The 20,087-nt window shown below is 53.3% G+C and carries 19 protein-coding genes; 14 read left to right on the top strand and 5 right to left on the bottom strand.

Features of this window, described 5'->3' with window-relative positions:
- Positions 1 to 339: 339 nt before the first annotated feature.
- From AB7C87_RS17150 to AB7C87_RS17130, 5 genes are all read left to right on the top strand, one after another.
- Positions 340 to 1,824: a hypothetical protein gene (locus AB7C87_RS17150; RefSeq protein WP_369730716.1), complete on the top strand. Its 1,485-nt coding sequence runs from the start codon at positions 340 to 342 to the stop codon at positions 1,822 to 1,824.
- Positions 1,821 to 3,473 (top strand): hypothetical protein, encoded by a 1,653-nt coding sequence (locus tag AB7C87_RS17145; protein ID WP_369730715.1) that lies wholly within the window; start codon positions 1,821 to 1,823, stop codon positions 3,471 to 3,473. Before AB7C87_RS17150 ends, AB7C87_RS17145 begins: the two co-directional genes overlap by 4 nt.
- Positions 3,466 to 4,737 carry a DNA methyltransferase gene (locus AB7C87_RS17140; RefSeq protein WP_369730714.1) on the top strand — a complete coding sequence of 424 codons (1,272 nt, stop codon included), beginning with the start codon at positions 3,466 to 3,468 and terminating at the stop codon, positions 4,735 to 4,737. The genes AB7C87_RS17145 and AB7C87_RS17140 overlap by 8 nt, the downstream gene beginning before the upstream one ends.
- Positions 4,727 to 5,941 carry a dCTP deaminase domain-containing protein gene (locus AB7C87_RS17135; RefSeq protein ID WP_369730713.1) on the top strand — a complete coding sequence of 405 codons (1,215 nt, stop codon included), beginning with the start codon at positions 4,727 to 4,729 and terminating at the stop codon, positions 5,939 to 5,941. Before AB7C87_RS17140 ends, AB7C87_RS17135 begins: the two co-directional genes overlap by 11 nt.
- A 708-nt stretch (positions 5,942 to 6,649) precedes the next feature.
- The gene (locus AB7C87_RS17130; protein ID WP_369730712.1) at positions 6,650 to 6,904 is read left to right on the top strand and encodes a DUF7692 domain-containing protein; all 255 of its coding nucleotides are present in this window, start codon (positions 6,650 to 6,652) and stop codon (positions 6,902 to 6,904) included.
- 179 nt (positions 6,905 to 7,083) lie between these two features.
- Here AB7C87_RS17130 and AB7C87_RS17125 read toward each other — a convergent pair whose 3' ends face one another.
- From AB7C87_RS17125 to AB7C87_RS17105, 5 genes are all read right to left on the bottom strand, one after another.
- A complete protein-coding gene (locus tag AB7C87_RS17125; protein WP_369730711.1) occupies positions 7,084 to 8,415 on the bottom strand; it encodes a hypothetical protein in 1,332 nt (443 codons plus the stop codon).
- Positions 8,396 to 11,359 carry an AAA family ATPase gene (locus AB7C87_RS17120; RefSeq protein WP_369730710.1) on the bottom strand — a complete coding sequence of 988 codons (2,964 nt, stop codon included), beginning with the start codon at positions 11,357 to 11,359 and terminating at the stop codon, positions 8,396 to 8,398. Before AB7C87_RS17120 ends, AB7C87_RS17125 begins: the two co-directional genes overlap by 20 nt.
- A 266-nt stretch (positions 11,360 to 11,625) precedes the next feature.
- Positions 11,626 to 12,900 carry a hypothetical protein gene (locus tag AB7C87_RS17115; RefSeq protein ID WP_369730709.1) on the bottom strand — a complete coding sequence of 425 codons (1,275 nt, stop codon included), beginning with the start codon at positions 12,898 to 12,900 and terminating at the stop codon, positions 11,626 to 11,628.
- A gap of 294 nt (positions 12,901 to 13,194) precedes the next feature.
- Positions 13,195 to 14,100 carry a hypothetical protein gene (locus AB7C87_RS17110; RefSeq protein WP_369730708.1) on the bottom strand — a complete coding sequence of 302 codons (906 nt, stop codon included), beginning with the start codon at positions 14,098 to 14,100 and terminating at the stop codon, positions 13,195 to 13,197.
- Entirely contained in the window at positions 14,093 to 14,605 is a 513-nt protein-coding gene (locus AB7C87_RS17105) for a hypothetical protein (RefSeq protein WP_369730707.1), read from the bottom strand. Before AB7C87_RS17105 ends, AB7C87_RS17110 begins: the two co-directional genes overlap by 8 nt.
- Positions 14,606 to 14,760: 155 nt before the next feature.
- Here AB7C87_RS17105 and AB7C87_RS17100 point away from each other — a divergent pair, with 155 nt between their 5' ends.
- From AB7C87_RS17100 to AB7C87_RS17060, 9 genes are all read left to right on the top strand, one after another.
- Positions 14,761 to 15,210 carry a hypothetical protein gene (locus AB7C87_RS17100; protein ID WP_369730706.1) on the top strand — a complete coding sequence of 150 codons (450 nt, stop codon included), beginning with the start codon at positions 14,761 to 14,763 and terminating at the stop codon, positions 15,208 to 15,210.
- A 102-nt stretch (positions 15,211 to 15,312) separates the two neighbouring features.
- Positions 15,313 to 15,759, top strand: coding sequence for a hypothetical protein (locus AB7C87_RS17095; protein WP_369730705.1), 447 nt, complete (start codon positions 15,313 to 15,315; stop codon positions 15,757 to 15,759).
- A gap of 71 nt (positions 15,760 to 15,830) precedes the next feature.
- Complete coding sequence (locus tag AB7C87_RS17090; protein ID WP_369730704.1) at positions 15,831 to 16,028, top strand: hypothetical protein; 198 nt, start codon at positions 15,831 to 15,833, stop codon at positions 16,026 to 16,028.
- Positions 16,025 to 16,348, top strand: a complete 324-nt coding sequence (locus AB7C87_RS17085; protein WP_369730703.1) for a hypothetical protein — start codon at positions 16,025 to 16,027, stop codon at positions 16,346 to 16,348. The genes AB7C87_RS17090 and AB7C87_RS17085 overlap by 4 nt, the downstream gene beginning before the upstream one ends.
- Positions 16,332 to 16,856, top strand: coding sequence for a hypothetical protein (locus AB7C87_RS17080; protein WP_369730702.1), 525 nt, complete (start codon positions 16,332 to 16,334; stop codon positions 16,854 to 16,856). Before AB7C87_RS17085 ends, AB7C87_RS17080 begins: the two co-directional genes overlap by 17 nt.
- A gap of 35 nt (positions 16,857 to 16,891) precedes the next feature.
- Positions 16,892 to 17,467, top strand: a complete 576-nt coding sequence (locus tag AB7C87_RS17075; RefSeq protein ID WP_369730701.1) for a hypothetical protein — start codon at positions 16,892 to 16,894, stop codon at positions 17,465 to 17,467.
- A 902-nt stretch (positions 17,468 to 18,369) separates the two neighbouring features.
- The gene (locus AB7C87_RS17070; RefSeq protein WP_369730700.1) at positions 18,370 to 19,563 is read left to right on the top strand and encodes a hypothetical protein; all 1,194 of its coding nucleotides are present in this window, start codon (positions 18,370 to 18,372) and stop codon (positions 19,561 to 19,563) included.
- A complete protein-coding gene (locus AB7C87_RS17065; protein ID WP_369730699.1) occupies positions 19,560 to 19,832 on the top strand; it encodes a hypothetical protein in 273 nt (90 codons plus the stop codon). Before AB7C87_RS17070 ends, AB7C87_RS17065 begins: the two co-directional genes overlap by 4 nt.
- Positions 19,829 to 20,074 carry a hypothetical protein gene (locus AB7C87_RS17060; protein WP_369730698.1) on the top strand — a complete coding sequence of 82 codons (246 nt, stop codon included), beginning with the start codon at positions 19,829 to 19,831 and terminating at the stop codon, positions 20,072 to 20,074. Before AB7C87_RS17065 ends, AB7C87_RS17060 begins: the two co-directional genes overlap by 4 nt.
- Positions 20,075 to 20,087 lie beyond the last annotated feature (13 nt).

Here is a 20,087-nt window from a genome sequence, read left to right as displayed (position 1 = left end):
CGCCAGGCGGCGGAACCGAGACCGGATACGTCGGCGCTGTCGCCGATCGCTGAACCAGCCTCGGTAGTGGCAACACTGTTCTGACGGTTCATTTCGACAAACCAGGTTGTACTGTAATCGTTACTGTTCAATTTTGGTTGTAGTTCGCTCCTCGAGCGGGGGCTCTCCGGCGCGATCGCGCCGGACCGCATGCGGGGTCGGTTCGCGCTGCGCGCGAACGCCCCCTTGGGGGGTGTCCCCAAGGGGACAGAACCAAAAAATTACACCACCCCGCTCCCACCTCCGTGCAGCAGATCTCCAGTTGAACCAGGCGAAATAATGGTGTCTTCGGAATAGCCTTTGGCGCAGAAACTAAGAAGGAAGGAGACCACTGTATATAATATTGAAGCAATTGCGTCAACGTATTTTCTCGAAAAAGAGTTAAGTAAGAAGGATATACGTTCAGAAATGAGAACGTCCATGACCCCTCAACAGACGGACGTAGCGATTGTCGGTCTTGGACCCGCTGGAATTGGTGTGGTTCATCGATTATTAGAACAGGATACGGACTTTGATATCGCTTGTTTTGACCTCGGGCCACGCCCAGAAGAGAAGAACTGTGCAGTATTGAATGATGCAGGCTGTATTAGGCGTACTGGTTGCCATATTTTAACCGGATTTGGCGGTTCGTCCCTACTCTCTGGAGGAAAATTAAGCACATTACCCGCAGGAGATTCACTAATTGACATAACGGAGGATACAAATGATGTTGAAAGAACAATTACAGAAGCTCTTGCATTTTTCAATGATTATCTCGCCATTGCGGAACCTACCATTTCACCTGAAGAGATTGAGGCCCACCGATTACGATTCGAAGATAATGGCTTTGATCTGAATTATTATGACGCCCATGTCATGATTGAATCAGAGGAGAAAATCCGACAGGCATATTGTGAAATGTGTAAAGACCTTGAGTCTGCTAGAACCTCATTTCATTTCAATACTAAAGTTGTGCGAATCGAAGAAACTGAAGATCATTTTACGCTTTATACTACTAACAGCAGAGGGGAAGAAGAGAAATGCGTTTGTAACAATATAATCCTTGGTGTCGGTCTTTCTGGTGATGTCCTACTTGAAAACTTACAACGTCAGTTCGATATTCAGACGAAGCCTAGTAAACTCGAGATGGGCGTTCGACTTGAGTTCCCCAGGGATGTGTTTCCGGAAATAGATCAGGGTCATAAGGACCTTAAGTTACACCGCGGAAACTGTAGGACTTTTTGCGTCTGTAAAGGGGGTCAATTAGCACCTTATTTTCATGATAGTATGTCGCTTCTAGACGGCCATGTTGACCGAACGAATCTAACAGACTTTACGAATCTTGGACTCAGGTTGAGGCTCCCTTCTTCAAAGGACAATGATCGCATATATTCCGTGATTCGAGAAAACTATTTAGAGGCAACGAGTGGAATTCCAATCAGAGAAAGCTATACCTCATATGTTGGAAACGCGAACAAAGATATCATGACACGTGACGAATCTTCCATCAACTACTGGAAGCCAGGGGATATTAACAACCTGTTCCCGGAGAAATACGCGGAGGAACTTCGCCAAAATGTTATTAAGTTTGTGGATGAAGTGATTCCCGAGAAGCGTCATTCCGAAGTGAACGTTTATGCGCCCGGGCTTTACTATCCAGGTTTTGAGTTCGAGGTAAATCGGAATTTTGAGGTCAGTGATAGTATGTATATAATTGGTGAAGGGACAGGCCAATTTCGAGGTATCCTACAAGCATTTAGTTCTGGGTTACTTTGTGCGGAATCAATAGCCGAAAAACTCCAATGAAGATCACCAATAACTCCCGGTATTCATATGACACGCTCTACGGTCAAATCCGATTAGATGATTGGCCCTGGGAGAGCGAGATCAACGAAGATTTTTGGGATTATTATACCAGTCCAGAACTACAGAGATTACGAGAGGTACGGCTTTGTAATATTAATTCCCTATTTTTACCTGGTGGGGCGAATATTGATCGTTTCGAACACGCTCTTGGGACATATTACTTGGCGAAAGAATGCTTGAAGAACTGGCCCGCACTCGATAAAATAACACCGGAACAGAAAAGGAATTTTTTAGTGGGCGCGTTGTTTCATGATTTTAAGACCTCTGCGTTCGGCCACTCAGTTCAATATATAGAGGAAAAAGAGGGCTTCAAGCACGAGGGTGATTTCTTTGCGGCAATTCGTCCTGGTATTACGGAACCTATCGAGCCGGAGGAAGGAGATGAGGCCGATTCAAGTTATGAATATAACATGGCCAGTACCGATCCAGTCTACGTTGGCAGGACGCCAAAACTCAATACACTCCTCACTAACGAGGCTTTGGAAGATGTCGGATCATTGATCAATGGGGATGGGAAGCTCGGTCCACTAATTAGTTCCGATATGGATTTGGACAATATTGACAACGTGTTCAGACTAGCATACCATATTGGTCTCACTAATGACACAGAAACCCCCCTTCAATTAGCCAAGGCCCTTTATATTGAAGATGGTAAAAAAGTAGTCCCATCAGAAAAGATTCATCTTGTCAAGAAATGGTGGAAAGTACGTGAGAAGTTATATAAATATCTGTTACTGAATCCCGGGGAGTTCTCTGGTAAATGTATGCTCACAGAGACTGTTGCATTCGCTAAGCGTCAAGATTACACTCTGACCTGGAATAAAGTCGATCGAGAACTTATAGATTCTCTCAGACAACGTCCTAATTATGAGAAGGATGATTTACCTATTTACCAGTTTGAATTCCAGGACGAAGGTTTGAGTGGAATTCCAAAAAGTGTTCCAGAATTCGTCACCAATTCTTTTGAAGATAATAAGATATCCTTAAATGAAAGTGTGGAGATCGAGAAGCATGAGCGTGGATATGCCCTTCTGGAGTCCAACAGACAATTTTTATTAGAGAGGGAGGGCGACATGCTCAAAGTGTACCGAATTGGCGTCGAGTCTTATTCCATCCAAGATACGATTTCAAGGTTAATGGTTGGAGAGTTATACGGTTGTCTCTCCATCCTTTCCATAACTGGCGAACTTGAGAGTTTAGATCGACTATTTGACAAATTTAACAATCTCGATTGGCGATTAGAGAAGTCGCGGGAACTTTCCGCAAAATTACCCGACGATCTTTGGAGTTTAAGAATTCAGACCAGATTCCATCCTATTCGAGATGTTGATAAAACTCGACGAACGGTAAACCTCCAGCTCCCCACCGGAGAAGCAAAAGAGGTTGGAGACTCGAGTCAGAGGGTACTAATTGGTGTATTCGCCGCCAATAATAATCTCACTATACACGATATCGAAGAGCTACCACGGGAAAAACGAGTGCGATTGGAAACACAGATAACTGAATTCGTTCAATCTCTAGCCGATGAAATCAACACTGGGATAAAAGTAATGACGCTTGAAACATATGGTGAATCTAAGGATGAGTAATGGGTCGGAATCTGTTGTTGATGATGTGAAACAAGCGAAAGCAGCTCTCTCCAATATTGATTGGAGTTTCCATCCTGGTCCCGCTCTATCAGAGACGGAGCTAAAGCCGTTTAATGCTAGGAAATATCACTGGTACCCCGCGACATTTGTCCCCGAAATACCGTTCACTCTGATTGAGATTTTAACCTCTCCAGGTGCAACTGTCTACGACCCTTTTAGTGGGATCGGGACTACATACTTCCAAGCATTATCACTTAATCGAAAGCCAATTGGGACAGATATCTGTAAAGTGGCTGTAGATTATACAGAGAACCTCTCAACGTTGTTCGACCCGGACTGCGATCATCAGAAAGTCCTTCATAGTCTGGAAGAGAAGTTCGACGAATACTCGGATGGGGTAGATTATTCGACCGAGGTTTCCGATGAAATTCTCCTCGATGAACTCCGTCCCTGGTACTCTGAACCCGATTTCCAGAAATTCTGTTTCCTCTTCCAACTAGAGGCTGCAAATGAAAACCGATTCGAAAAGGCGGCTCTGAGAATTGCTATCTCGGATGCCCTGAAGTCGCATTGTAGTCAGAATCGAGGATGGGGTTGTGTCGCAGATAATATGCATCCGAAAGAGGAGCAAATTATGGACAAACGCGCGCTCTCTGGGGTGAGCAGTAAGTTACAGGTTCTTCTTCGAGACATTGATGATCACCTTGCGACCGCAGGCGATTACTATGATGAAATATATTCAAGTATTCGGGACTCGCAGACTATCTTCCACACAGATGTACGAGAGTTTACTGATATTGTTGACGAAAGCGTTGATTTAGTGGTTACGTCTCCACCGTACCCAGAGATGACCGATTATGTCGCTGCCCAGAGATTGTCTTACTATTGGTTGGGTGAAAAAGTTGGTCTAAGCGATCGATTCAACAACGATATGAATACTGAAATCGGTGCTCGCAGAAAAAGAAGCCGGGGATCATCTAATAGAGAGTATTTAGAGATGATGTACGAAGCAAACGAAAACATTGTGAGCAAAGTGGCTGAAGGTGGGTACCTTTGCTATGTATTGCCTGAAATAGACGATGACGAAGATGAACGGAAGGAAATCGTCTCAAAAGTACTGACTGATATCGAAAACCGAAATGAAATGTCTCGTATTGAAGATTACATGCGGGTGATTCCTTCTAATAGACGCTCACACAATATCAAGTGGACCTCCCTGAATCAAGAGCGTATCAGTTTATTCAGGAAAAACGATGAAAGCTGAATCTATCATCCTCTCTGGTCCCTCTGGAGTAGGCAAGTCTACAGTATCTAACAAGCTGAGTGATCATTATGATTTCCAGATTGTTCAGTCAGTCACTACGCGGGATAAGAGATCTGATGACCGAAACGGTCGCTATGAATATATTGACAAATCTGATTATGAAAAGTTAAAGGAAGATGATGAACTACTTATCTGGGCAGAATACCGAAATGAGTACTATGGTATTAGAAAATCAGAGTATAATTCTGTTTTAAATAGTGGTGATAATCCAATCCTTGTAATCACTGCTGAATCAGCCGTTGAATGTATAATTGAAAATGAATATATTGAAGAAGAACGGTTTCTCTCGATCTTTATCGACTCTTCTGACGAGGAACTCAACTCGAGATTAGAAAATAGGGATGGGGATGTCGATGCAGAAGAGTCCAGGAGACGTGACGGCGACCGCAAATTTAAAAGAAAATTTATTTACCAACTTCAGAATCGAAAAATCGACGATACCATTGATACTATCAGAATTTTATGGAAGTATTGTGACCGCTCTGGCATCCTTCCACGAGAATATATTGAGAGTTTGATTAACTGTGGCACATTGATAAAAAAGAATGCTGATATGGATTCAGTATCTCATGCTTCCTATGACCTGAGTGTGGGGGATGAATACTATCATAGTGGAGAAATACAACAACTCGATACTTATGACCCATATATCACTATCGAACCTTACGATTATGCAATTGTAATGAGTAAAGAAACCGTCTCTTTTCCTCGAGATATCGCTGGTCGATTTGATCTAACAGTTGGTCTATTCTGTCAAGGAGTTATATTGTCAAATGGACCTCAGATCGATCCTGGTTTTGAGGGTCGATTGTTCTGTCTTCTATTTAACACATCTGACGGAAAAGTTCAATTGGGTCGTGGAGACAAATATGCTACATTAGAAACCCGAAAACTCCTCGCCCCAACTGATCCATATGAGGGGTCCTACCAGGGGAAGGAACATATTCAAGATTATTTACCGGATTTGAGGATGCAAGGCGCAATTTCGCAGTTGAAAGAGGAAATAGATCAGATGAAGGAAGAGCGTGAGAAACTCCAGCAGGTAGTATTTACTAGAAATATCACTATTGCCCTTGGATTCATCTCATTCATCCTCGCACTGATTGCTATTCTGGTGGCACTCTTTTCCAGTAGTGGATTGTAGTAACAAAGAATACCCTGCTAAAGCACCGCCTGCTAATAATAATATTATACTCCCGCCAGAATTCTGAATAATATGTACCTCAACCATACCTCCCAATCCAATTGCAAATATCACTAAACCAATACCGATTGACTGAGGTATCTGAGACGGTGGTTTAGTGCCGGGCCGCCGATAGTCTGTCTTCTGAATTATTTGGAGTTGTCGTCTATGCCAGAGAAATTGGTTGAGAGTGAGGATTCCAAGAATTATGATAACTAGCGCAAGAATAGGCACCTGCGTAATTAATTCAGAAATTAGGGTCATTTGACTAACAAGGATATGTCGTTTTATACATAATACTATTGCTATTCCTCCGCGTTAACGATATCTCGAGAGTGCGTGGTATCGATATTGGATGCCTCAAATATATACTGGAAGCATTAGCACTGAGTCCAAATCTGTATCTGTCACGAGACCTACTTGAGGTATACATGGGCTCTGAGAAAGCAGACCTCAATGTACGGCTCCCCCCCAGGGGTTGTACGTCGACAGAATCCGATCCTCGAATATGCACACGAACCGCGTGATTCGGTGTGCATATCTCGAGTCGGAAATTCGTTCAAACCACCGCATTTCTCTGACTGATCGACACTTACAGCCGATTTTGGTCCAATAGTGGGGGTTGAGTGAGTCGAAAAAACTAGGATATCGGGGGTCGTGTGTACGAGTATGCGAATTCGAACTGACGGCGATTACGCCTACCGGCGAGATGTGATCGAACGAGCGGCCGACTTCTACGACTGCAACCGGACGACAGCCGTGGTGAGTGCCTGCGACGATATTCCTCAGTTCGTCGAAGCCGCTCGTAAAGTGCTCGCTCGCGACGATCTCACACTCGAGCAACGTCGAGAGATTGCCGAGACACTTTCGACGAGGGCTGTCACATTCGAGGTTAATACTGAAATCGGTGTCAATACGGATTAGTGCAAATGAGGACCTCATGAGACGGTTTGCATTTTTGTGACTAACCGACAACAGTACTGTAGGAATTAAACATCAACTGGGGGTTTCAATAAGGACAGAAAATTCGCTAAAAGTCACCTCACTCACCATGTCACACCATGAGAGTTGTTTAAATCAATCTAATCTGGCACCATTATCGATTACAGATCAAGAATATGCCCTGACTCGACTGACTCTGTGATCGACCTATATTCCAGATGTACGACGTCATCTTGCGGGTCCTCAGGTTGGTTCCCATCAGTTATTACGAGTCCCTCGAAGTCTACCGAGTCATCATCCACTACATATCCATCCGTATCCCATCGGTGAGACGCTGACCTACTAGGACGCGCGTATTCGAGATACTCGAAGATTTCTTGGACAGCGTTCGATAACACGCTCTGACTTGACGAGTGCTTGAACTCACCGAGTACGATCTTCCTAGGTGTCTCTCTCTTCTCCTCCCGTTTACGGACGATTATTACGAGGTCTGGTCTGCCTCGATAGAGGGGACGACGGCTTTCACGCCCCAGAAAGTCCCTGTGGCGATCAAGGACTCGCCCATACTTACGGAGATACTCGTCGGTCGGATCCTCCGGCAACATCTCGTTGAAAGTCAGTGGTCCCGTCTCATCATGAAACATCTCGACCTGCCAGCGTTCGTTCCGAAGTTCCGCAATCGCGCCGCTCTCGCCTTCGATCGGGTGAAGAGTCACATCGTATTCCTCTTCCAAGGATCGAAGTAGCCTGAAAACGCAGGCAAGCTCGAAGAGCGTTGGAGTGTCGGGAACGAATAGCGTCTCGAATAGGACCTCTCGGACATGCGGATCATCAAATTCGTTATTTCGGAGTCTGTCGTACTGCTGATAGAGGTCGTAGGCCTCGTAGTATAGTGGCTGTCTGGATCGGCGGGCAGCCTCGAGGTGTGTCGCATCGACGGGCGTATCTTCATCGGCATCGATCCGACTCAAGTGGATATTCCGCGAAATACGTCGAACGAACGCCTTTACATCGGTGTCCGACCACACGTCACGTCGCCACGATTGGTCGATGGCCGCGAGATCCGTTCTAACCGTCTCTGCGAGTATGCTCAAAAGCGTCTTCAGGAGGATGTTCTCCGGAAGCTGGTACTCGGTGTACGTTGATCGCGTAATGAAGCTCGAACGATCGTCAGGGTTCTCCGCGTAGCGTGCACGGTACGTCTGACCCCAGTCCACCCCTCCTCGAACCTCGCCGTGAACTTGCTCGCGTTCGACGTTGTTCGCGGTTCGAACCCGACGTAGTCGTTCTGGCAGTTCATCGAGGTAGTCCCGAACTGGTTCTGAGAGGGTGAAGTGGATTCTTTTAAGACGATCAAAATCGCTGATCGAGAGGCCGGTTGCGTCTAGCTGCTCGGTCACTGCCCGCTGATTGATTGGTCGCCCACTTCCAAGATACGCGACCAGATCGCGCTGAACCGTCTCTGCGAGGTTGCTACGACTTGTCTTGTTCATCGGTCAGATCGATGCCGAACATGTCTTCTGCTGTTCGGTACAGGCGCTCTGTTTCTAGTCCTGGTGCCTGGCCAGCAGCGATTGATTCCTCGTCGCCGTTGGGATCCAATAGCCGTTCACGCGAAGTGTCGAGTCCACGGAGAAGTACATCTCGCTCGTCAGGTCGCATTCCTTCGAGCTGTGGCAGCACAAGCGCGATAATCGCGTCGGTGAGCGCCGCACCGGTCGAACTCCCCTCGATATCGTAGGCATCGACATAGGTGACGATGTCGTGGAGTATAGCGGGCCCGACTGGTCGTTTCTCAGATAGGTTCGCCCATAGAACCGCCAGCGGTGCTGCAACCTCCTCAAGCGTCTCCTGAAGGCTTCCCGATTTGTCGGCGTCGGCCGCCGCGAGCCACGCCGTAGCGTAGTTGCTCGGATCCTGATCAGATTCGTATTTGGGATCGAACAACCATTGATTCGCGTAACCCTCATTCGTTCGTGCGCGCGGAATCCCGACGTGAATGTATGCGAATCGGCGCATAAACGCGTAGGACATCTCGTACAGCGACGCCTTGTCGGCGGTGTTCATCGTCCCAATAAGCCGCCAAGACGGTGTCATCGGGTAACGGTTCGGATTCCTCGCGATACGCGAACGCTTGTCCGCATCGACACCGTCGTCAACCCATTCGACACGGATCGGCTCCTTTTCGTCTCCGGATCCGTCATACGGTAGTTCGACGGAGTCGCCTGTCAGCACCGAAAAAAGCTGACCGAACGCCTTATCGATGTCCGAGCGATTGAGTTCGTCGATCACTAGCCAACGATTCACGATGTCGTCCTCACGCGAGCGAAAACAGTGTAAGAACTGTCCCGGGGAGAACTCAAGGCCATCGACTGACCCATCCTGTATGGGCATATATCCGCCGACTGTATCGTATGCGGTCCATTCGGATGTTGCCGTTGTAAATATCCAGTCGTCGACGGCTCCATTCGTGACCGCGTGCTCGCAGATAGCTTCAGCAAGTTCGGATTTCCCGGTTCCCGGCGGACCGGTGAAAATGATATGTTTACCTGAGTTTATCGCCGCACGCATCTGTGCAGTTAACTGTGACGCCTGCTCTGGTGGGTAATAAAGGTCCTGGGGGATGCTGGGAGCAAATAGCGGGTTAGAAAGCAGATCCTCGAGTCGGTCATCGTCTACACGTGTGCTGCCTTGTTCGACCAAATACCGACCAGCGCGATCAGGAAGAGGAAATAAGTAATCCTGATTCACCCCCTGCGGATTCACCGGGTTGTGTCGCTCGAATCGATAGTCTTCTTCGAGCAATTGCTCGAAGATCGAAGCAAAGCTGACGGGAGACTCGAAGGAATCGAAGTCGACATCGACCCGTTGGAATTCGGTGTCGTCTTCGACCCGGCGATACGCTGGTGTCGTAACAGTCGATGATCCGATTAACTCTCCTTCTCTGTAGTGGATGATCGTATCCCCTGGTTCCAACTTCCGTAGATCATGGGCCCAATACTGGTCAAGTTCCGCCTCAAGATACTCATCCTCAATTTCATCGGGGTTGTGATTCTGTTTAACCCAGTAGTAGTCTGCAACCCGAGAGATTGGTTCCTCGTTAATCCAGTCTTTTTTAGGGCTATCGTCTCCGTTACGGATGGCCAGACTCCGGCGGTCGAGCTTAATCAGGTCGTTCCCCAGGTTCTGTTCACGATTTGCGAGCGCACAACGGAGTTCCTCGAACGCGTTCGTTCGATCAAGCGTTGGTCGAGGGGAGAGACCAGTCCCCGTATTCCACTGTTGAGTGCGCGGATGATCCCCGGACGGAACGACAATCCATTCGACGGATCGATAGTGTGGATGGCTTACCGACACGCCGTCGATGCGTTCGTCGAGATATGTTTGATCGTACCAGTAACCGTCCGCGCCGAGTACGCCGATCCCGAGCATCTCCCCACCATCCTTCGCGACAATGATCTCGCCGGCGGAGAGTTCATTGTGAAAGCGCTTCAGGTAGTTCTCCACACGCTCTTTGTCATATTCGGACGATCGATCCGTAAGCTCAGCCATCGACAGTTCTGAGAGGTCGCCGACGTCCCAGCTAATCGAACAAACACCATGTTCTTTCCAAGCGGGCCAAAGGGAATCTGGGCCACCATCCGACTGATGGCCGGCGTTGAGTTGCCACACTGTTCGGTTCGGAATATCATTTGCTTCATACCAGTCGGTCGTGTCCGTGTCGCCGTTTGCCCAGTAGCAGAAGTTATCCAGATGTCGGTAATGGTCACGGAATCCGAAGTCACTCCGCACATCCTCGAGGATTTCAATGGCATCGAAGTATCGCGTTGAGTCCTCGGGTATATCGATAGCGAGACAAACCTCCAGGGTGCTGGTGATCTGGTCGTTGACAATCGGATACCGTTCCGGGTGAAGCAGGGAGAATATTGGCGATAGCGTGCCGAGGCCCACGTTCTGAAGATCGAGATCAAGTACCGTCCTAACCGCTTCGTCCCGCTCCTCGTTCGTAGCCGAATCTACAAGTAGTGTTTCGAATGACTCCAGGAGCACCACTTCCGTTTCGTCGTCCGGCACACTCGCGGGATAAGCGGTTCCGCCGACGATCCCGCACCCCTCGCTATCCCGAATCCCCTCGATGACGGTCTCCACTTTGGGAGATTCAATTTCGGTGTCACGGATACGTTCGATAGTTTTTTCAATACCGATTGTGCCTGAAAGCTGAATGACTGATTTGAGTGCCGTTAATTCCTCATCGTTGAACTTCTGTGCTTCGAGAAGCGCCCGCATCAGGTCCCTTGTAATCTCGGCAGTGTGATCGTGAGCGTCCTTGGTTACTTCCCAATCTTTGACTCGATTGTACTGATTGACCAAAAAGTAGGTGCAGTACCACCGTTCCTTTTCGACGTCGAGAGTAGCATCATCATAATGGTCAGGCATTAACAGGTCAGTTGGATGGTACAGGTAAGAAGCTACCCATCGATGGAGAAACCCCGAAAGTCGTTGACTCCCATGAACTATATCGACTATACATGGATGTTTAACCTGACCTCAGGTTCACTCAAGATACACGTCTTCTTCCAGCACAATTTATTCTAATTCTCATCTCTAATAAAATTCAAGAGACAGGAGTTAATTTACACTCATCTGGTTGGCCGAAACGTGAAACAATCTTGAGAAGATTTTCATGACTCTCTCACTGCGTATCAAAAGGGCCAGAAGCGACCAGAATCCTCACCGCGCCCAACACCTGCAGGCTCGCGTTCCTGGGTTACGAACTTTCCCGTCGCAGCTGATCGATCGACACCGATCACTGGGTCAGGGCGTGGGTCCGGCGGCGTGAACCATCCGGTTCGGATGTCACGCTCGAAGCGTACCGGCTCGAGCGGTTCAGGCGCTGGCCGCCGCTCGCGGTGACACTCCTCAGCAGCTCGCTCGACGAACTCGTGGCCGAACTCCGCACGGATATCCTCGATCGTCTCCTTTGCCCGTCGGATTCGAGCGCTCGAGACGCCTGGATCCTCGCCGGCCAGAATCGCACGGAACACCTCGGGATCGTGTTCGTCGCTAATCTCCATGCAGAGTTCGATCACTGCATCGGACGCACGTTGCCGTTGCTGAACCGGCGCACCAACGGCACCGGCGGCCATCGCTTCGAACGCACCTTCTCGCGCGTGTTCGTCCATCCGCGCGCCACGTTCGTCGCGACGGGCCTGTTCGGCGATCGAGCGATGTTCGTCGACCGTGAGTTGCGGATCGTAGTAGGCGATCCAGTCGTCGACTCCGGAGCCCTGGAGGACCGCCTTCGCTGACTGCGCGTGAAAGAGCATCCGGCCGTCCCAGTCGCGACGATTCTCGAGCTGGGCGCGCTCGGCTCGAGTGAGTTCGACCTGACCGAACTGATCGGCGCGGTGCGCTCGACTCTCCGCCGCCTCGAGCGCGATCGCGTCGACGACGTCGTCGGGCGCGTTGCCCCACACGCGGACCGTCTTCGTTCGACGGCTGTCGGAGTCGTCGAGCGCATTCGGATACCGATCGCGGATCGCATTCGCCGCATCGAGCGAGTGAAACTCGATTTCGATCGGATCGGGCTCGAAGACGTCGGCCGGGGCGTGCTCGGCGTCACCGTTCGGTCCAAGCGGCTCGAGGACACCGGCTTGCTCCGCCGCCGCGATGTTCTCCTCAAGGGGGACCGGTTCAGCCTCGACGGGCGGTTCGGTCCAGTCGGGAGTTTCGACGACGGTTGCGTCGTCACCGAACAGATCGGCCTGCCCCTCGATCGTCTCGGAGGTCTCGACGAGTGCTGTCTGTTCGCCGGGATCGATCGTTGCCTCACCGACGTTGACAAAGGCCTCGGAGCCGGCAATCTCGCCGCCGCGTTCAGCTCGTCTCGCTGTTCGTTGGGCGGCGTCGCCGACGTCGAGCGTCGCCTGTTGGGGACGATCGTCGAACCAGCCACCGCCATTACTGTCCTGTGGCATTGGTAGCGGTGTGTCAAACCCGATGTGAAAACTGTTGCTCTCACTCGAGCGTCGGCGGGAACGGCCGAGCGCGACGTACAGACGCGAATGGACCCCCCAAGGAACCGAAACCCGATCCCAACCGGTCTACATCATAGTATAGTATACTGGGCATCGTCGCCGCCGCCATCCCTCGACTGTCGACCTTTGTGCCGTCTTGCGGTTTTGTTCTCGACGAGTGGCGACATTCTCTCTATTGCGGTCTCACAAAAACACGAAAATCAAACGCAGTCTGTCGGTTTTGGTCGTCGCCACTCACTCGCCATTGACAATCTCGCCAACCCGTCGCCTCGAGAGGCCGATTGCGTTGCCGATGTCCTTCTGCGTGAGTTCGGTCCGCTCGTAGATGTTGGTCAGTATCTCGTTTCGCGTTTCCCGTTCAGCATCTTCTTCAGTCTCTTTGACGATCTGTTCGTGTTCGTCGCGATGGATAAACGACGACTCACCCATTCCCTCGTACACCTCTTCTTTCATCTCGTTGAGGATCTGGTAATCTGGATCCTCGTCGATCGGATCCCACTCGAGATACTGGAGAATCTTGGGGATCATCTCACCCGTCGGATCGGAGTCCGGAATGTCGTACCGGAAGACCTTGGCCTGGCCCTGCTCGGTAACGTGGACGCGCAGGTCTGCCATGTCGAGCAGTCGGATATCCAGCGCACGAACGCTCGGGAGCGTCGCCTGAAGCAGATACTGGCGATACCGACACATCTGAAGCAACTGCGTGAGTTCGACCGACTCGGTTTGCTGTGTTCGGCGTGCGTCAGCGATCTGTCCGATCTCGTCGAGAAGCAACGCCGCACCCATCGGCGCTGTTCGGAGCAGATGAATCGCCTCTCGTGAGTCGAGCGTCGCGTGTTCCTCGGCATCGAACTCCGGATAGTGCGCTTTCGCCACCGAAAGCGCGCCTTGCGTTTTCCCGAGCCCGACACCGGAGTTTCGCCCGGTCCAGATGATTCGGACGTCCCGATCGTTCGCCCGCCGCCGTTCGATGAACTCGTGAATGTCGAACGTCGACTGAGACCGTTCGAAGTCCTCGACAGGGAGTTCGCGAACTGCGCCCTCGGTCCGAAGTCCGTCGGTCGAGATCGTCGGTTCGGGTGCTTGAAGCGGTCCCGCCACCTCGGGATCGACCGTCGGATCGAAGGTCTCGCTACTCATCACTTGTCTCCAGAATATCCTGCTGAACGGCTCGCTGGTCGAGTTTTTCGCGTTCTGGGGCAGTTTGCTGACCAGGGGCGAACGGCGAATCTCGGAACAGTTGATCTAACACTAAGATCGCCCGTGCGGCGATCTGCGGGGGCATCGTCCGAGCGACCTCTTTCGTCTCTGTTGACTCGCCTTCAACTGCGTCCTCTTGGTTGATTTCGACCGTCTCAACCGAGTAAATCCACGGGTCGAGATTCTTCATCCCCTTCACCCAGCCGTCTTCGTTTTTGTAGATCTGTACTTGATCCCAGTAGTAATCCGACGTCGCCGCCCACGGTCGGAGCGAAATCCAGTAGTGGACCACCGCGACGTGGAGGGTCGTTTTTGCGGCCTCGAGAGCGTCCTCTTCGTGCTGTCGCGCCAGTGTTTCGTTGAAATTTCGGAGCGCAAACCGGGCTTCTCGAGCGGCCTGTTGGACGTCCTGTACAACCATCGCGCCGTTATCGGCACTCTGCATGGGACGTTGCTGTCAAATTCCCCGTCTTATATTTTCGGTAAAGACATCACTTACGGATACGATCCCACCGGTCACAACATCATAGATTCAATGATATTTGATTGATCGATTCTATGACTAGGGGTTATTTGTTCTATACTGTGGGAGAGGTTCACATGGTGGGTAGAAGTCCAATTTCACGGCGTACCGTACTGCTGGCTCTCGGTAGTGGTGCCGTTGGAGCAACAACCGTACAGGCACAAGATAGGCCCTATACCACCGAGGAAAATAATATCGAATGTACGTTTTATGACTGTGCCCGTGTCGAGGTTGACGCCGGACACCAATCGGCACACAACACCGTCCGCTATTTTGTTCGATACAATGGCCATGATGGGGCCGAGGTTAGAGAATTTGAAGTAAGCTATCCACAGTATCCACACGAGTTTGTTGCTAATTGCCACCTCAATGACCTAGATACTGCACATGGTTCGGCTGTAATTGAACGTGTGGAAGTGTGGCATGATATGCACCACGATGCTACTTTCCATCCACCGATTAATTGGTCGTGTGAGATGGTAGCGCAGGAAGAAGTTGATCCATGGGTCCTTGAGGAGTTCTGCTGATTGATATTTCACTTCTGTTCTCAATCGGTCACATCCTCATTTTGGAAATGATTTCTGTTGGTCGAAAAAAGTTAATTAGATCTATTTGAGCACACGGCGAGCATGGCTGTATCAAGCCAGACGCCCGCCGAGATTTCCATCGAGGTGGCACAACCCGAAGCGGAACAGAGCTTCAAAGAACGAATCGCGGACGTCGCGACTGTCGGACGAATTTCCGGCCCGGCAGAGGCGGCCGTCGCGGCGAACGAACACGCCGAAGAGTTCTCTGACCAGCACTTCGACAACGTGCTGATCAACGGCATCATGACCGTCCTCATCGGCGGGATTCTCCTCACGCTGGCGGGGGTGATCATCACCGACTTCGTCGAGATCATGCCCGAAGAAGGGTTCATGGATCAGTCGGACATCACCTCGCCGCTCGCGACGGCGCTCGGACTGGCGGCGATTTCGCTCGTCGTGCCGATCGTCGCCGGCGTCGTCGCACTGCTCATGGGGTCGTTCGGCGGCTTCATGGGCAACGGTGGCGGGATCGCCAGACGGGGACGCTAACCCACCACTGCTGATTTTTTATGAAGACCACCGGGACACTCGCCTCGCTGACACTCGTCGCTGTTCTAGGAGTGACTACGACCATCGCCGCCGCCGGGTTTTACGCCGGAGACGGTGAGGCAACCGACGTCGAGCAAGCCCTGTTCGGCACGCTCGAGACGATCTCGGCACCGTTGTTCGGGGCGCTGATTCTGTTGCTGTTCGTCGTCTTCGTCGTCTCGGTCGCAATCGCCGCTCGAGACAGTACGTACGGAGGCGGCGGCCGATGATCTGGCCGGTCTTCCTCTCGCTATTCTGGGCGGGACTCGGTGCGGCGTACGTGTCCGTTGTCCGTCGCGAAGCCGAGTTGCTGTTTGGCGGGCTTTCGTTTCTGTGCTGGCTCGGTGTCGCGTTCTCCGCGACGTCCGTCCAGGTCGCGACCGGCGACTCACTCGAGACGGTCGGCGAGCCCGGAATCACGGCGATCGGCCTGTTCGGCGTCGTCGGAATGCTGTACTGGATTATCCTAGTCATCGCCGACCGCGTTCCGACGGACGGCGACCCGACCGACCGCGATCACGAACCCGACACTCATGACTACGAATACTGACCGCTCCGGAGCCGCATCGAACGCACAGGCAAGCGGCCGAAGCCCGACCAACGGCGTCGCTCGTCGCGCTCGAGCGAAACCCGAGTCGCTGGGCTCGAAAGACAGCGAGTACGTTGACACGATCGTCGAGGCCGACAAGATCCACGAGCGCTGGGAATCCTGGCTCGAGACGGACTTTTCGAAGGACTACCCGCTCGCGAAGTACCCCGCCGGCCACGCCGAGAACGAGGAACTCCTGGTGCTAAACCGGATGGACCTCTTTCGGAAGTCACATCCACCGGATCAGTCGGCGATTCAGGGCGAGATTCGCGAGAAACTCCTCGGTGATCAGAAGAAGCCCGTCGGCGCTGACGATCTGTACCTGCTTCAGAGCTATCTTCGGCGGATCGTCTCGCGGATGACCCGCGGTGAGGGTGGCTGGCAACAGGACAAGTTCGACGGCGTACTGTCGGTCTCGAAAAGCGAGAATTCGAGCGGGAGGTCGCTCAAAGAGAAGATTTTCGGCTAACCATGAACCTGAGAGAGAAGCTTGCACGATGGCACATGAACCGCGCGATGTCGACGATCGGGACCGCCGTCCTGGTCGAAGACGACGACAACCATTACACCCTCTACGGAGGTCAGTACGATCCCGAACTGAACGCCATCACCTGCGAATGGGGTGGCGACAAGCACAAGTTCAAACTCGACGGCGAGGGCGGCGTCGGATCGTTCTGTGGTGGTGGGCTGGCGCTTGCCTATCGCCGTCTCGGCGGCGTCGCCAGCGTCGCGAACGCTCGAGCCTCGAAAGAGGTCCATCGTGTTACTGACGGCGGGACAGTCGAAGACGCCGATCCGGATACCGAGGTCGAGGTGCCGGTCGAGGCGGCCGGCGTCAAGCTCGGGAACGTGATGAAGGCCAGCCCCCACAAGTACGATCCCGAGGATCTGGTGAAAGCCGAGCAACGAGGCTACCTTTTCGCGAAAGAGGAGAGTTCGATGCCCAGCTACGCGCTGGTTATCGGCACCCTGTTGCTCGGTATCATCGTCGGCGGTCTGCTGGTCTACTTCAGCATGGGTAGCGACGGCGGCTCGCCGGTTTCGTTGATGATCGGTCCACTTCTCACCGGGTGGTTCTGATGGCTCGAGACCGGCTCAGTGACGCACTCCGTTCGGGATACCGGGCCGCGTTCGGTGCCGGGGATCGCGCTCGCGATCGCGTCGACGACGCCACCGATCGAGCCCGCTCCGGTGTCGACGAGGTGGCCGACCGCGCCGATGACGTCACAGATCGAGCGCGTGGCAATCTCGAGGAAGCCGGCGAACGTGTACGAGGCGGCGTCGAGCGTGTCGGACAGGCTCCGGCAACCGTTTCCGAGCGAGTCGGTGACGCAGAGCTTCAGAGTGACGAGATCTCGCTACCGGTGACCGGTGGCCGAGTTCGGCCGAGACTCCAACATGCTGCCGAGCAGTGGGATGAACATGCCGACCTGGTCGCGGATTCTATTGGGCGCGACGTTGGACGGACCGGGGGCCAGGCCCTCATCCAACCAAGACACTACCCACGGCTTGCGACGAGTCTCGCAGAAGGGGTTACTGACGAAGTCACCGAAGATAGCCCTCCTCAAGGCAGGTCGTTTCCCGAAGGACGTGACCCTCGTGACGAAATAGGAGAGCAATTCGCCTCGGGTGTGGGCCGGGGAATAAACCCGGCTGGGTTAGCTGATTCGGCGGCTGGAACGGCCGAAGCCGCTGGATGGACAGCCGCGGGCGTAGCTGATGGTCCATCCGAACCCGTGAGACGTGCCGGTGTCGTCGGCGAACATGCCACTGCGATGGGAGGGATGGCCGCCTCTGCCGCTCGAGAACGGCCGATGCAAGCATTTGGGACGGTGATCGGTGGGGCTGGCGCAGGGTTAGGTATCGGTGGGGTGGCACGCGGAGTCGGAAGTGCTGCACGTGGCCGCTCTCCGACTGGACCACAAACGACCTCAGGGCGGACCGATGCGCCAACCCAATTCGGACTCGACGACCGCGCTCAGATGGATTTGACGTTTAGCGGAAGACAGCGCGATCGGACGACCGGAACTCGAGAACGGTCGGACGACCTTCTCCCCGAGAACATCGACGAAATGCTCGGGCGGATGGAACGCGGTCACGAGATTCGCGCGGCCGAGCAGCGAGGACGCCAACGAGTGATCGACGAACAGATCGAAGCGGGCCGACGACAGGAACCGGGGCGGGAGCCGACGACCGTCTCACGTCCGGAGGGGCGGACCGTCTCACGTCCCGACACCCGAACGGTTTCGCGAGAGCCAGCGACTGACCAAAGCGGTCCGGTCGCTGGGCAGACTCGTCCGCGGTCGCAGGCCGATTCGGATCTATCCCCGCGAGAGACACAACTCGCGGCACAACTCGGCCGAGAAACGCCCGACGTCGATGCTCGAGGCGTCGAGACCGTTCGACAGCAAACGCCGGAGACGGACCTTCGGACCGCGATGGACGGTTCGGCCACAGGATTCGGGCCGGGTGCGGCGATGGCCGGTTCGGCTGGTTTGGTTGCTGGCGAGCGCGGTCGGTTGGAACAGGCTCAGCGCCAGGATCTCGAGGGCGATGACCTCGAGCCGGGCCAGTGGGAAGACACCGCCGTCGCGCCGACCGACCGTGATAGAGATCTCCACGATGACGTGATGTATGGTCCGGCAGTCGCCGGCATCGAGTCTAATCTCTCCGAGATGCTTGGTGCCGCGCCGATCGATCACGAGGCGATCGATCCAGCGGAAGACGTGGCAGTCGGCCCGGACGTCGGTGTCGGTGTCGAGACTGGAGTTCAGCCAGTTCAGGACGTCTCGGCCGATATGGCCGTCGATCAGATGCAGGATATCGGGCAGGCCCAACAAGACCAGATGCCGCCCGCGATGCCTGATCCCGGCCTGATCGGACCGGGATCGCCTCCACCCGGGGAAGGTGGCGGACCAGCACCGGACACGCCAGTCCCGCCGGGGACCCCGCCGCCAGATGGGGGATCACGTCGGCCGCCTCGAGTCCCGAGGTTCGAGTTCGAAGACGATGAAGACGAGTGGTACCCGGACGAACCGGCCGATCCCGGTTTCGGCGAGTGGCTGAACCCGATGTGGGGGCCAGCCGAGATCGCCGGCTATGACGACCGTGGCGCTGAACCGGTCGACGACAATCCAGTCGATCGACTCTCCGAGCTGTTGGGTGGTCCGCGATGAGCGAGACGGTCGAGTACGCGATCGCCTGGGCGGTGATCATGATCGTGTCCGGATTGCTGTTGATCGGCTTTCTGTGGGTGGTCCTCGACGTCTTCGTTCAGCACGTGATGGCCGAAGCCGGTGACACGCCCGCGTACTCGGCCGACCGCGTCGACTACACGATGCACTGGCTCCGACGGTTCTGGTTGTTCATCCCGACGATGGCGCTCGGATCGCTGATCGCTTGGGGGATCGTTCGTGCCGTCGCCGAACGGGGTGGTCCTGCGTGAGCCATCCTGCGCTGGCCTGGATTCTCGTGATGGTCGTTTTCGTCATCCTCTTTTCCGTTACCTGGATGGCCGGCCAGCTCGTCGGTGAGTTGTTCCCCGCACTCGAGGCGATGGGGAACGACTTCGTGCCGGTATCGCTTGTCACCGATGCGATTCTGATCTGGATGCCGATCGGGCTCGGCTTCGGGTTCACGCTCTGGGCGATCGCCTACACGTTCCTCCGCGAGGCGGTGGTTCGATGAGCGTTCGCGGTGT

Origin of the sequence: Natrarchaeobius versutus, assembly GCF_041205745.1 — an archaeon.
In the GTDB taxonomy this organism is placed as follows: domain Archaea; phylum Halobacteriota; class Halobacteria; order Halobacteriales; family Natrialbaceae; genus Natrarchaeobius; species Natrarchaeobius versutus.
The sequence above is the reverse complement of the archived record's forward strand: the minus strand, read 5'-3'. Positions and strand labels throughout refer to the sequence as shown.